The 13,167-nt window shown below is 47.9% G+C and carries 18 protein-coding genes; 14 read left to right on the forward strand and 4 right to left on the reverse strand.

Annotation, left to right across the window (positions count from 1 at the left end; translation table 11 throughout):
• The first annotated feature begins 4 nt into the window (after positions 1-4).
• From IRJ25_RS13975 to IRJ25_RS14025, 11 genes are all read left to right on the forward strand, one after another.
• The gene (locus IRJ25_RS13975; protein ID WP_214758635.1) at positions 5-508 is read left to right on the forward strand and encodes a hypothetical protein; all 504 of its coding nucleotides are present in this window, start codon (positions 5-7) and stop codon (positions 506-508) included.
• A complete protein-coding gene (locus IRJ25_RS13980; protein WP_214758636.1) occupies positions 505-990 on the forward strand; it encodes a hypothetical protein in 486 nt (161 codons plus the stop codon). The genes IRJ25_RS13975 and IRJ25_RS13980 overlap by 4 nt, the downstream gene beginning before the upstream one ends.
• Positions 965-1,447, forward strand: a complete 483-nt coding sequence (locus tag IRJ25_RS13985) for a hypothetical protein (RefSeq protein WP_269318536.1) — start codon at positions 965-967, stop codon at positions 1,445-1,447. Before IRJ25_RS13980 ends, IRJ25_RS13985 begins: the two co-directional genes overlap by 26 nt.
• 103 nt (positions 1,448-1,550) lie before the next feature.
• The gene (locus IRJ25_RS13990; RefSeq protein WP_251028370.1) at positions 1,551-2,489 is read left to right on the forward strand and encodes a DMT family transporter; all 939 of its coding nucleotides are present in this window, start codon (positions 1,551-1,553) and stop codon (positions 2,487-2,489) included.
• Positions 2,490-2,501: 12 nt separating this feature from the next.
• Positions 2,502-2,927, forward strand: a complete 426-nt coding sequence (locus tag IRJ25_RS13995) for a DMT family transporter (protein WP_214758643.1) — start codon at positions 2,502-2,504, stop codon at positions 2,925-2,927.
• Positions 2,928-2,939: 12 nt separating this feature from the next.
• Positions 2,940-3,599, forward strand: coding sequence for a Crp/Fnr family transcriptional regulator (locus IRJ25_RS14000; protein ID WP_214758645.1), 660 nt, complete (start codon positions 2,940-2,942; stop codon positions 3,597-3,599).
• An 11-nt stretch (positions 3,600-3,610) separates the two neighbouring features.
• Positions 3,611-4,084, forward strand: coding sequence for a DMT family transporter (locus tag IRJ25_RS14005; RefSeq protein WP_214758647.1), 474 nt, complete (start codon positions 3,611-3,613; stop codon positions 4,082-4,084).
• Between the two features lie 457 nt (positions 4,085-4,541).
• Positions 4,542-5,000, forward strand: a complete 459-nt coding sequence (locus IRJ25_RS14010; RefSeq protein WP_214784926.1) for a hypothetical protein — start codon at positions 4,542-4,544, stop codon at positions 4,998-5,000.
• 18 nt (positions 5,001-5,018) lie between these two features.
• Positions 5,019-5,813, forward strand: a complete 795-nt coding sequence (locus IRJ25_RS14015; RefSeq protein ID WP_214784924.1) for an SMI1/KNR4 family protein — start codon at positions 5,019-5,021, stop codon at positions 5,811-5,813.
• A gap of 58 nt (positions 5,814-5,871) precedes the next feature.
• Positions 5,872-6,357, forward strand: a complete 486-nt coding sequence (locus IRJ25_RS14020; RefSeq protein WP_214784922.1) for a hypothetical protein — start codon at positions 5,872-5,874, stop codon at positions 6,355-6,357.
• On the forward strand, positions 6,354-6,818 hold the full coding sequence (locus tag IRJ25_RS14025; RefSeq protein WP_214784920.1) for a hypothetical protein: 465 nt from the start codon (positions 6,354-6,356) through the stop codon (positions 6,816-6,818). Before IRJ25_RS14020 ends, IRJ25_RS14025 begins: the two co-directional genes overlap by 4 nt.
• Before the next feature lie 121 nt (positions 6,819-6,939).
• Here IRJ25_RS14025 and IRJ25_RS14030 read toward each other — a convergent pair whose 3' ends face one another.
• The 3 genes from IRJ25_RS14030 to IRJ25_RS14040 all read right to left on the reverse strand — a co-directional run bounded on the left by IRJ25_RS14030 (position 6,940) and on the right by IRJ25_RS14040 (position 10,013).
• Complete coding sequence (locus tag IRJ25_RS14030; protein WP_214784918.1) at positions 6,940-7,668, reverse strand: AAA family ATPase; 729 nt, start codon at positions 7,666-7,668, stop codon at positions 6,940-6,942.
• A 9-nt stretch (positions 7,669-7,677) separates the two neighbouring features.
• Positions 7,678-8,403 (reverse strand): hypothetical protein, encoded by a 726-nt coding sequence (locus IRJ25_RS14035; RefSeq protein WP_214784915.1) that lies wholly within the window; start codon positions 8,401-8,403, stop codon positions 7,678-7,680.
• A 113-nt stretch (positions 8,404-8,516) separates the two neighbouring features.
• Complete coding sequence (locus tag IRJ25_RS14040) at positions 8,517-10,013, reverse strand: phytoene desaturase family protein (RefSeq protein WP_214758653.1); 1,497 nt, start codon at positions 10,011-10,013, stop codon at positions 8,517-8,519.
• A gap of 186 nt (positions 10,014-10,199) precedes the next feature.
• On the opposite strand from IRJ25_RS14040, the gene IRJ25_RS14045 reads away from it, so the two are divergent.
• Positions 10,200-10,583, forward strand: coding sequence for a hypothetical protein (locus IRJ25_RS14045; RefSeq protein ID WP_078146213.1), 384 nt, complete (start codon positions 10,200-10,202; stop codon positions 10,581-10,583).
• A gap of 31 nt (positions 10,584-10,614) precedes the next feature.
• On the opposite strand, the gene IRJ25_RS14050 is transcribed toward IRJ25_RS14045, so the two are convergent.
• Positions 10,615-11,223 carry a TetR/AcrR family transcriptional regulator gene (locus IRJ25_RS14050; RefSeq protein WP_214784913.1) on the reverse strand — a complete coding sequence of 203 codons (609 nt, stop codon included), beginning with the start codon at positions 11,221-11,223 and terminating at the stop codon, positions 10,615-10,617.
• A gap of 171 nt (positions 11,224-11,394) precedes the next feature.
• Here IRJ25_RS14050 and IRJ25_RS14055 point away from each other — a divergent pair, with 171 nt between their 5' ends.
• Together IRJ25_RS14055 and IRJ25_RS14060 are read left to right on the forward strand one after the other, a co-directional pair.
• Entirely contained in the window at positions 11,395-12,123 is a 729-nt protein-coding gene (locus IRJ25_RS14055; protein ID WP_214784911.1) for an ABC transporter ATP-binding protein, read from the forward strand.
• Positions 12,116-13,129: an ABC transporter permease gene (locus tag IRJ25_RS14060; protein WP_269318537.1), complete on the forward strand. Its 1,014-nt coding sequence runs from the start codon at positions 12,116-12,118 to the stop codon at positions 13,127-13,129. Before IRJ25_RS14055 ends, IRJ25_RS14060 begins: the two co-directional genes overlap by 8 nt.
• Positions 13,130-13,167 lie beyond the last annotated feature (38 nt).

Consider the following 13,167-nt stretch of genomic DNA (forward strand, 5'->3'; position numbering starts at 1 on the left):
TACCGTGGACAAAGCAGAGCGATTTGAAAGAATTGAACAGTTTGAGAAACGATATACTCGTCTCAACATCATCGTGAGCGTAATCATGCTAGGCGTATCCATCTATTTTCTTTCGACATGGAGTCCGTATAGCATTCTTTTACCCGGTGTCGCACTTCTCTATACGACATGGCTTGAATGGAACAAGATGAAACTGCAGCAATCCTTCAATGAATCGACACGCTATCATCGATTGTTGCGGATTGATTTTACTGTCATGTTGATGAGTTTGATATGGTTTTTGATTTTGATTGGGTTGCATTTCAACGGAATCGATATCTTACCGTGGATGAGTTGGACGCTCCTGATTGGCGGGCCGTGTCTCATATTGATTCCACTTTGGATTGATCGAAAACAGTCCGCGCTTGATGAGCACCACGTCACATCAGGCGAGTGGACCCGGGCAAACCGGGAACGTTTGAAACATACGTTAGATGATATTTCAAGGAAAGGTCGTAAAGATTCATGACAAAGATAGAACGGATTCAAGTAATCGGAGGATATCGGCAGTCACGACAAACCCTCCACCTTTGGCTCACGGGAGCCCTTATTTTTTGTAACAGTTTTGTGCTCGGTTTTGATACATGGTGGATATGGGGAATCGGTTCGGTCCTCACGGCTGCCCTACTCATAGGGCTGACGATCAAAGAAGGACGTGTCTTACAGATTTTCACGGTGGGTCGAGGCATCCTACTGACAAAACGCTTATATCGCCTCTATTCCTACTGGATTGGAGCGGTCACAGCAGCGGTTCTCTTCAGTCGTCTCCAGATTGCACCTGTCGCATGGGTCATCTTCGGTCTAGGCATCGTCATGTTAGCATGGACGCACGATCAGACCGTGCAACAATTGCGACAAGCCGACCCGGAGCAACCAACACGAGATGAGGTGACAAAGCATTACCGCTCGTATGAAAGGAGTACATATGCTGACGAAAGAAAAGCGAATTGAACAATTGCTGGAGCAGGATGACAGTCATTGGCGTTGGGGGTGGGGCGTCGTCATCGCGACGGTCGTGATGACGCTCGTGATTGCCACACAGTCCAAACTCTACGCTCCACTCCTCGTCTTCATCAGTTTTTTCCCGTATCTCTGTTTCGAGTGGCGGAAGACAAAACTGCTCCTGACCTTTAACGAGAATGCGCGGTATCAACGTCTGGTGTATACAGACTTTGGCATCCAGTGGCTCTGCTTCGTGTTGACCATCTGCTTGTTGGCTGCCTATTATGCCGACTCGTTGTCTCCCATCATTGCCATTGCCGGGCTGTTCGGAATCGGTGTGATGTCGATTCTGGCACCGTATGTCATCAATCGACACTTACACTCGCTCGATGCGCATCATGTACGAGGGAAAGAATTGCGTGAAGCGCGCGATCAACGCTTCCGTGAGTCCAAAACGAACCCCTGAGAAGGGTTCGTTTTTTGTTTGAGGACATCGGTCCTTTTCTTCTTTTGTATAGAGGCGTAAGCTGACAATGTACACAGAACCAGTAGAATCGAGGAAGACATTCATGTTAGCTATTTTGATTGGATTGACGATTGGGATTTTATTGCCGATGCAGACGAGTGTCAACTCACGTTTGCGTCAGGTGGTCGGCTCCCCGTTCGTTGCATCTTTTTTATCGTTTACTGTCGGGACGATCTTTTTGTCTTTATTGCTCTTATTGACCGGACAGTCATTCGGATTTGACGGCTCGGTGATTCAGGAAGGTCCGGGTTGGATGTGGATTGGCGGACTGTTAGGGGTCTTGTTCTTAACGGGAAATATTTTGCTGTTCCCAAGACTCGGGAGTGTCCAGACGGTTATCATGCCGATTTTTGGACAGATTTTGATGGGGTTGTTGATTGACCATTTCGGTTGGTTCAATTCTGTAGAACATCCAATTACGGCGCTTCGTTTGTTCGGAGTCGTGCTCGTCTTGTTCGGAGTCATCGGAACGGTCGCTTTATCCGACTGGCTCAATCGCCGAAGGGGCAAGCTGGTCGTCTCCATGGAAACGGACACGGGGAATCTGAACCTGTGGCGACTGTTTGGGATTTTCACTGGGATGATGAGTGCCACGCAAACGGCCATTAACGGCTATTTGGGAACAGTGCTCGAATCGGCTCTGAAAGGGGCATTGGTCTCTTTCGTTGTCGGAACATTGGCGCTCTTACTCATTTTACTCGTCTCACGCCAACCCGTTCCGCTCGGTCAACTGAAAGGTCAACCGTGGTGGATTTGGCTCGGTGGGATCATTGGGGCGCTCTTCATCGGAGGAAACGTCCTCATCGTACCGATTGTCGGGACAGGAATCGCTGTCATCATCGTCATTGTCGGACTGTTATGCGGTAGCTTACTGATTGACCGTTTCGGTTGGTTTGGAGCGAAGAAGAACCCGGTCACTGGTGTGCAAATCATCAGTCTGATTGTCATGGTCATTGGAATTGTATTGATTCGTTTATCTTAAGGGGGGAGAACGATGCGAGGAGTGCTGTTCGCCATGAGCGGGGGATTCTTTCTCACGTTGCAAAGTGTCGCTAACGCCCGAATCAGTTCGCAGATTGGGACGTGGCAAGCGGCGACGTTGACACAATTCACTGGATTCGTCGTTGCGCTCCTCGTCATGCTGGTGCTCCGGGACCGCACGTATGTCGAGATGCGGCACGTGAAGCCGCTCTATTTATCTGGCGGAGCGTTTGCGGCGATTATCTTATTCAGTAATATGACGGCCGTCCATAAACTCGGGGTCACGATGACAATCTCGTTGTTTCTCATTGCGCAACTGACGCTCGCGCTTGTCATCGATTGGCGAGGCTGGTTTGGAATGGTGCGCCGAAACTTGAACGGGATGCAGTTGTTTGGGGTGCTTATGATGATCGCGGGGGTCATCTTATTAAAATGGTAGGGGGAAACGTGCATGGTTGACTCGTATGTGAAGCAATTTGAATTGACTGTCTTACCTGTCGCTGCGCAGAACGAATTGCAGCTCGTCCGACACGAGCCAGGAGACGTCATCTGTACGCAAGGTGATGAAGCAGAGCATCTCCGCTTCTTAGTGAAGGGAAAGATTCGCGTTTCACATACTTCCGCTACCGGGAAGCGCCTCGTCCTCTCCTTCAAATATCCGCTCGATTTGATCGGGGACATCGAATATATTCAGCGTACCCCGTTTTTGAATACGGTCGAGGCGGTCACGTCAGTCGAGATGCTTGTCATTCGCTTCGAGGATTTGGTTCGACATGCCCACCACGATGTTGCGTGGTTACACTATTTATTAGAAGAGATCACAAGAAAATTTGAACGAAAATCTCAATCACTCAGCTTCAACTTGTTTTACCCTGTCGAAGTGCGCTTGGCGAGTTATCTGTTATCGATGACGCCGAATGACCAAACACTCGGCTCGACTGTCGACCAATTGACGGATATCGCTGATTTGATTGGGACGAGTTATCGTCATGTGAATCGGACGCTCCGGCGTTTCGTTGAGGCAGGATTGATTGAACGAAATCGGCGGGTAATCACGCTCGTCGATCGGGAAGGTTTGTTGGAGATTGTCGGGGAGAGCATTTATGAATAGGAGGGAGGCATATGGCGATTGGGATGATGCTTGCTGTCATCGGCGGAATGCTCGTCTGTGTGCAAAACACGTTTAACGCCAACGTCAAGAAGCATGTCGGGGCATGGGCGACGACGACGCTCGTTCTCAGTCTTGGATTTTTAGCATCGCTACTCATCGGTCTGTTTCAGGAAGGTGGTGGCTTGTTCCGAGTAGAGGAGATGGAGACATGGTACTGGTTCAGCGGAATCCTCGGCGTCGGGGTCGTCATGAGTGTGACGCAAGGGGTCGAGCGCCTCGGACCGAGTTATGCCATATCGATCGTCATGGTGTCTCAAATCTTGTTCGCGCTCCTTTGGGATACGTTAGGTTGGTTCGGATTGACGGCCGTCCCGTTCACATGGAAGACAGTCGTCGGGATTGTGTTAATCGTTGGTGGGGTGCTCGTATTTCAATTGAGTGGAAAGGGTAAACCAACTCGCGCGTCGATGAATCGAGCGAGTTAAATGTTAAAAAGAAGTTCCACGTTTTGAACAAGTTTGTCCATGCTGCTGTCGATTCAGTTGAGTATGACAGATCGGGTCCATCACCGTTGACTTCTATTCCGTTGATTGACCAGATGTAACCAAAACTTTTGACTCATTAGGAAAAAAAGGATAAAAAGAACAATTTGACCGAATCTTTTTTTGAAAAGATATGTATAATTTAGAAGAACAGGATAGAAGGGGGTAATGATATGCAACAAGTGATGGACATGGGATGGACAATTCTAAACTTAGGGTTGTTGACGATGATTGGAATCTTTTTATTCCGACTCCTTCGCCGGCATTCAAATTAATCAGCATCTGACAATCGTCAGATGCTTTTTCCTTTTTAATGGGAAAACCTCGAAAGTTTGCTTATAGATTGTTAAGATATAGATATCGGTAAATTGGATGTTTTTTACTGTTGGAGGTGTATAAGGTGTTACGTGAAGAACGAATGGAATACTTGTACGACAAAGCATGGACTAAAAAAGGTCCGCTACTAGTGATCATCATAGGGGTAGTGACAGCGCTTTGGTTAATGTTCAATGATTCAAGAATGAGCCTGTCCCTGTTCATCTTTTGTGCGGCGATGCTCATGCCGCTTCTGGTGGCAACATGGCATAAAATCCAGTTGTTTTTACAGTTCAATGACTCATCCACGTACCAGCGTTTCATCTATTTAAAAGGTATGATTCAGTTTATCCTCTTGATTGGTGTCATATCGACGATGGCGCTCTATGCACTGAAGTATATATCGCTTGATACGTTAAGCCTTGGCTGTGCGATGCTGATTGCGGGTTGCCTCATTATCGAGTCATGGGTCGACTGGAAGATTTTAAAGATTGATGACGAGCACGTGGTCGAGAGTTTGTTGGGACTCGTGAACCGGAAATAAAAAGGAGTGTAGGGTTGAGTGATTGTCTGGAGAGATGAAATTGACCATACGAATACATTGCCGGATCTGACAGAAGAAATCCTGAGAGATGTCGAGTCACGTCTCGGCGTGAAGTTACCGGAAAGTTATATCGAATTGATTCGAACACAAAATGGAGGATTCATCGAGCAACGTGAATTATCCGTGATCCTAAACGGGCTAGACGATTCGATTGTGATTGATTCCATTATGGGCATGAATTTACAAGAAGGACTAGTTGAATCAAAAAACCTTTTGAAAGAGTGGGGCGTTGAGGATGAACGTCTGATTGCATTCACGGGCGATGGACACTATTTCCTCATGTTCGATTATCGCGATGGGGTGACTCCTAAGATTGCTTTGTTAGATACGACGGCTGAAAAAATCGATGTGCTATTCGATTCGTTTGATCAATTCAATGAAGCGCTAAACGTTATCGAGATCGATTCATTCGTGGGAATAAGTGAAGGGGACACGCTGTTAGATTATGCACAAAATCTACTATACAGTGAAGTGACGAGTGAAAAAACATTTGGTGCGAACATTTGGTTAAATTCACTAGACGTTCTCGATGTTAAAGAGTTGGTCGTGGAGCTTCTCACATGGATGGATGACGATACATTGCGCGAGACCGCAATTTCTACGATTCAAAGCACCATCATTTCACGTCGTTTGCGCCAGAAAGAGTTGATTGAGGCATTTTTCAGTTCGTTATTGAAACGTGATGATGCATACAGTAAGCAGTGCTATGAAGAGACGACATTCATCTTAGAGAATGGGATTGAGCCGGATTGAAGCTTAATCTTGGAACGATTCGTAAATATGATTAACGAAAACACATGAGGGGGATTCGATGGTAGACCATGAAGTCAGACTAGAACAGATGTTGAAAGATGATGAAAAACGAAAGAGACAAATGGTGATTCCTTTAATTGGCGTCATGTTGCTCTTCTTTTTATATTTTTGGAAGACAGACATCCTCTTATTGTTACCGATGATTATCGTTGGACAAGTTCCTCTCCTGTATCACGCTTGGCATCGCAAAAAGTTACTCCTTTCATTTAATGAGAACACACGTTACCAACAACTCGTGCGGTCCGAGTTTGCATCTAAATTTGCTCAGCCGCTCCTGCTTCTCATACTGATTGCCAGTGTAGAGCTTGAATGGATTACATTACTTACGTTCATCATCGCAGCTTTTATCGGAATCATAGGCTTGTTGATTTTAAGTGTTCGCTTCGATCGCAAGCTAAAAGAAATCGACCCGTTACACGTGACGGGTGTCGAACTCGGTCATGTCCAGCTGCAACGGAAAAAACGAAAAAGTGAAGCGCGATGAATAAACAAGAGCGTCTCCTCAAAATGGTCGAACAGGATCTCGACGCACGAGGAATCAGCACACTATTTGGCACCATCGGTCTGTTTCTCCTTCTCGTTGTTTCGGTCATAAGAGGTATCACGGTGACGACGGTTGCCTTCTCTTTCCTCGTGACCCAACTGCCGATGCTCTATCAAGCGTGGCGACGGATGAAGATGTTACGTACATTTAACGAAGACGAGGAATACCAACGTCTCGTTCGTCGAGAATTTCAAATCATCGTCGCCATGTTTGGATCACTTGGTGTATTTACTTTCCTCACGTGGTTCGTATTGGATTCGATGCAGGAACTAATCGGTGTCGCATTGATTGGCATCATTCCGCTCCTCATCTTGTACGTGTCGATGGACCGGAAACTACGTGAAGCGGACCCGGAGCACGTGAAGAATCGGGAATTACGACGCGCACATCGTGAACAATAAAACTCAGACCTGACACACGTCAGGGCTGAGTTTTATTATGAGAACATGGAAATGAGAAAGCCGCAGACGACCATGCCGATTGTATAGAATGTGAACCGGTATCGTTCCCAAAACGATTCATTCATCGTGTCACCGCTACATCGTCAAGCGGCGTGTCAACCATCCGAACGAACGCTTCGTCCGGGTCGGTCGTTCCAGACTCGTCGAGCCAGTCTTGGAAGTCCCCTTCATACAAAACGCGTCCACCATGCAGGAAGATGACATGGGCATCAAGTTGAACCAAGTCATGTAACTGATGTGTGGAGATGAGACATGTCTTGCCCTCATCGACGAGTCGTTGCAGGCGGCGCATGATTTGAATGCGGGACGCCGGGTCGACCCCGCTCGTCGGCTCATCAAATAAATAGAGAGAACGTTTGATTGAAGATAAGAGCGTCACGAAGAGCCATTTCTTCTCCCCGACCGACATCTTCCCGAGCTTCATCGTCCATAGATGTTCGAACAGTTCTTGTTCGCGAGACGTCGAAAGGTTGTTCACATAAGACTCGAGTTTCTTGAAGTCGGGACGTTGCGACAGACGTCCGATGAAATAGGCGAAGTCTTTCCCCGTCAACTCATGATGGTTGTACATGAGTTGCGTCAAATAGAGCATGTCCGTCGTCGGAACGAGTTCGAGTGATGTCTTGTCGACCGGAAGTGCCCCGGTCATACAATCAAACAGGGTCGTCTTCCCAGCACCATTTTGTCCAATCAAAACGTTCAGTTTATTCGGTTGCAGGGTGAACAAGACATCATCGAGAACAGGACGTGCCGCTTTCGGATAGCGATAAGTGAGTTGGTTTACGTGCATAAGAACCTCCTAGCGTGTGATGAGTGAGACGAGACTGAAGCGTTTCAACGCAATCGCGCCGATGATGAAATACCCAAGTACAGAGAGGCCTGTCGCCCATACTCTGAACGAGAGCTCGACTTGAGTTGTCAGATGCAGCAACCCGAGCGCGAATTCGTGAAGCGCGTAGAACGGGTTGAGGAAGCTGAACCATTGATCAGGTGACTTGATCGCCAGTAAAAAGAGTGGGAACATCAGTATGTTCGCGAACGTCCCGAGACTCGATACTTTCACTGGAAGTGTCGTGATGGCGACACTGGCAACCGCGAACGGGATACTGCCAATCAATACGAGTAGAGACGTTGCAATCAACTTGAACGAAAAGAACCCGTGTACGAGCGTGACGACCGTTGTGAATAAAGTTAAGCTGATGGAGGCGAATAAGAGTTGCGCCAAGATGACGGCGATGACATATGTCAGTTTGTTGCCGGAGATCATCACGTACGTTTTCATCAGTCCGTATTCACGCATACGAGCGAGTTCGATGCCGACACCGTTCACATATGTAGCAAGAATAATATACACCCAGAAATAAGAGAGCCCTGGGTAGTATTCCGCTGTCGTTGCTTGGCGAATATCTGAAGATGACTGCGTCAAGGCGATTATGAGTGGGATTACGAATGTCCAAATGAATGGAATCTTATCCGTGACGACAACTTTGGCATACATAAAGAAATAACTTGTGATTTGATGCATCCTGTTCCTCCGCTTGTCTATTTGATTGTTTGTATCGTATCACAATATACGGGATTTATTTGGAAAAAGTTTCAAAAAATAATCCCTCATATCGAATGAGGGATGAAAGAAAATCATTTCACTTTGTCACGTTTCGCAATCTTGTCGCTCACTTGCTGACCGCTCAACGTCACCATCGGCATGCCACCGCCCGGATTGACGGTTCCCCCGACAAAGTAGAGGTTATGATAGAGTTCGCTCTGCTTCTTATGCTTGAAGCCACCGTTCCGATTCTTGTCGGCGACCGTTCCATAAATGGCACCTCGGTCCGATCCGTACGTCCGCTCGATATCATGAGGCGTCCATACGTCACGCGTCACCGTATGTTCACGCAAACCATCGAGACCCATTCGTTCCAATTTGTCGAGTACACGTTCTTCAAAAGCGGCGTACTCTTCTTCCGTGAACGGCACATTCTGAATATACGGAATGTGTGGCAAGATTTTGATGTTCTCATGTCCTGGTGGCGCTTGGGTCGGGTCGGTCTTGTTGACGTTGACGAGGTAAATCGTCGGGTCGTCCGGAAGTTCATGTTTCTCAAAAATTTTATCCATCTGTTCATGCAAATTTTCGGAGAAGAAGAAGTTATGGTGCGCGAGTTGAGGATAGGCTTTCTTCACCCCGAGATGGAGGACGAATCCGGAGCTCGCCGGTTCATATTTATCGACGAGTTTGTCGACGTACTGTTTGTCGGCGTCGACCATCTTCTGATAGAACGGGATGACTTCCATGTTCGAGACGAAATAATCAGCGGAACGGAGACGTCCGTCTTCGAGCTCGATGGCGGTCACTTTCTCATTCACCGTATGTGCACGAACCACGCCTTCTCCGGTATGTAGCTTCACACCGATCTCTTCGGCGAGCTTCGTCAAGCCTTCCGCGAGCTTATGGGTGCCGCCTTCGACATACCAACAGCCTTGGGCATATTGCATGTAAATCATCATATTGAGGACGGCCGGTGCGTTATACGGAGACGACCCGACATATTTGACGTAATACGACAGCATATCACGAAGATGTGGATTGCTGATGCGCTTCTTGATGGCGCTATACATCGTCGACGTCAAATCGAATCCGAATAGGGTCGGGAAGATGCCCGTTTTCATGACGGCTTCTAATGGGGATTCAAACCCTTCGGCCAAGTATCCCTTCTCGGTCGTCTTATAGATGCGCGCTGCGTAATTCAACAGTTCACGATATTCCTGCATGTCTTTTCGAGAGAGGGAAGGGTTTGCCCGCTGCATCTGTTCGAGGTCATGGTAAAGGTCGAGGACGGTATCGTCCGGGAAGAACGAGCGCCATTCGAGCTCAAGCCGCTTGATGGATACATAGTCTTCCATCCGTTTCCCACTTCCACGGAACAGTTTGTCGAAGATGTGAGGCATCGTTAAAATCGAGGGCCCGAGGTCGAAGCCGAATCCGTCTTGTTCGAGACGATTCACTTTCCCGCCGATGTGATCGTTCTTTTCGTAGAGTGAGACGTCGTAACCTTTTTGAGCGAGTGAGATGGCCGCTGACAAGCCGCCGAGCCCTCCGCCGATGACGATGACCGACTTTTCCACTGATGGCATATATTCGCCGCCTTTCCGAAGTGTTATTTTCAAAAAACAGAATGAGTGCTACCTCTTCTATTCCCGTTTCCAAATGAAACGAACATGCTTTTACGGATTTGCCACATCCACAAAGATGTCATCCCTGAACCGACAAAAGTTATGTATAGTAAGGGAACAGAGACTGAACGAAAGTAGGAATCTAAGATGATCGTAAAAACAATCACGCTTCACTTTGCGAACGGCGATGAAATCACGATCCCGTTTGATGAGATTGAATCGTGTCGAATGCATGATATTCAAGACGGGATGCGTGTTGCGGCGGATGGACAATTGATCAAAGAAAAAGTGATGCATGGACTCGACCTCGTATTGAAGGATTCGGCGAATCAATTGGAATGGACTGGCGAGGGTGGACCGTTTGACCGCATCCTAGGTATGTCGGATTTACAACATCTCGCCTTCGAGTTTGAAGGGATGCGAGAAAAGTCATACCGCATCGCCTGGCATGATTTAGAGGCGGTGCAAAATGCTTACCAGACGACAACTGAAGAAAATGGGAACTTACACGTGCACGTTCGAGTTTCGTAAAAATAGCCTCTCGCAATATATGCGGGAGGCTTTATTCGTTTGACTTCACACCACCAGCGACGAGCGGTCCTTCATAAGTGATCGTATAGATAATCCGGGCGATGTCTTCCGCTGTCTCTTCCGAAGACGGATTGTTTAACCACTCGTAGATGACGCCCATGTGAGCCGAAGACAGATAGGCGACGAGATATGGAGGCGGGACCAGCATCTTATCCGGATTAAACAAGGTTACAGTCGAGCGCTGAAACAAGGCGGCTTGCATAAATTTTCGAAGCTTTGCCTGGAACGTCGGATCTCCGTTCGGTCCGAGGAGCGGCTTCATGATGATTTGGTTGTCTTCGATGAAGCGAATGAACGGAATGAGGTAATGGTACGAGTTGTCGGTCCGTTCGTCTCCGAAGATGTGCGGCAACTGATGAATCAACTTCTGTTCGGCTTCCTCAAAAATTTCATCGACACATTTCTCCATCAACTCGAACTTATCCACATAGTGACTATAAAAGGTTCCCCGATTAATACCGGCCCGTTCAGTCAATTGCTTGACGGTGACGGCTTCAAATCCCTGTTCTTCAATGAGACTAAAGAAGGCATCTTTGATCAGCTTCTTCGTTCGGATGACGCGTAAGTCAGTTTGTTCCATATTATTTCTCCTTTTCCTCAACACATTCATTGCATCTGTCGGAAAACCGACACGATGACCGATATTGACGATTGTTGCCACCGTGAACGGGGACTATACTGAACATATAAACCAACACGGTGTCGATTATCTTGAGTATACACGAGGAGGCGCCGAAAAGGAGTGACAGAAATGAACATTCAACTGCAACACGTCGACAAGTCGTTCGGCGACCAACTCGCCATCGACAACATCGACTTCACCATCCCATCCGGAGAAATTTGCTGCTTGCTCGGACCATCTGGATCGGGGAAGACGACGCTCATCCGACTCATGATCGGCGCCCTCGCACCGGACGAAGGAAGTGTCCATATCGGCGAAACGAAGATGCCAAACATGGACATGCTCCAACAAATCGGATTTATGCCGCAGAACGATGGCTTGTACGAAGACTTGTCGGCCGAAGCGAACCTCGCCTTCTTCGGATCGATTTATAAGTTAGGGAAAAAGGCGCTCCAAGAACGCATCACCGAAGTGCTCAACCTTGTCGATTTAACGAACGACCGGCATAAGCTCGTCCGCAATTTTTCAGGCGGGATGAAGAAGCGTCTTTCCTTGGCCATTGCCATCCTGCATAAGCCCGATGTGTTGTTTCTTGATGAACCGACGGTCGGAATCGATCCGATTTTACGCCGACAGATTTGGGATCAGTTCCAAACGATTCGGGCGGAAGGGACGACCATCATCGTCTCGACGCACGTCATGGATGAAGTGCTCGAATGTGACCGGGCTGCGCTCGTCTATAATGGACGGTTGATCGCATATGACCATGTGCAAGATTTGCTTGACCAGACCGAGAACGGCCGCGTCGAAGAACTGTTCTTGATTGCCGGGAAAGAGGGGGTGGGTGACCATGCGTAACTTGGCGAAACGTGTCATCTTTCAGACGTTGAATGATAAACGAAGTGTCGCCTTGATTTTGATTGCGCCACTTCTCATTTTGACACTCGTCTACTTCTTACTCGGGGACTCCGACTACGTGCCGACCGTTGTCCTCGATGACAACGCACCAGAACAGCTCATCGATGCGTTTGAAGACGAGACGCTCGAAGTGGAACAGGCATCGTTCGATGATCCAAAAGTATATATCGAAGACAATGTACATGTCGATGCCGTGTTTGAAATGGGTCAGGAAGGAATGACCATCACGTTACGCGAACCTTCGACGAAGTCGTCGAAGGCGGTTGGTGAGATTCAAGATGCGTTGACGACGCTCAACCCTGCAGCTGAAATCGATACGTCATTCGTCTATGGTGAAGAAGGACAGTCGACATTCGATTCGTTCGGCTTCGTCTTCCTATCCCTCTTCTCGTTCTTCTTCGTGTTCATCCTATCTGCGATGGCACTCGTCAAAGAACGGAGTGGGGGTACACTCGAGCGACTCTTGATGACCCCAATTAAGCGAGGACAGGTCATTTTAGGATATACACTCGGATACGGTACGTTTGCGGTCGTGCAGTCGATTTTCATCGTGCTCTATTCGATTTATGTGCTCGGCTTGTCTTCGCTCGGGAATATGGCGTGGGTCATGTCGACGATGCTACTCATGGCAGGGACAGCGGTACTCTTCGGGGCGACCATCTCCGTGTTTGCCCGATCAGAACTGCAAGTCGTACAGATGATTCCGTTCACCATCATCCCGCAAGTATTCTTCTCAGGACTCATCCCGCTCGACTTGATTCCATACGGACTCGGGAACTTGAGTTACGTCATGCCAATCTTCTACGGAGCGACAGCAATCAAGGAAGTCATGGTGTACGGAAGTGGCTTTTCAGGCATCTGGGTATATTTACTCGGTTTGATTCTCTATGCAGGTGTCTTGTACCTCTTGAATATGCGGGCGCTTGGGAAGTATCGGGGGCATTGAGTTATATAAACGTTAGCGAAGGCTGTGGTACTTATAGA

This window comes from Exiguobacterium sp. KJ 601, from assembly GCF_027161185.1.
GTDB lineage: Bacteria > Bacillota > Bacilli > Exiguobacteriales > Exiguobacteriaceae > Exiguobacterium > Exiguobacterium profundum.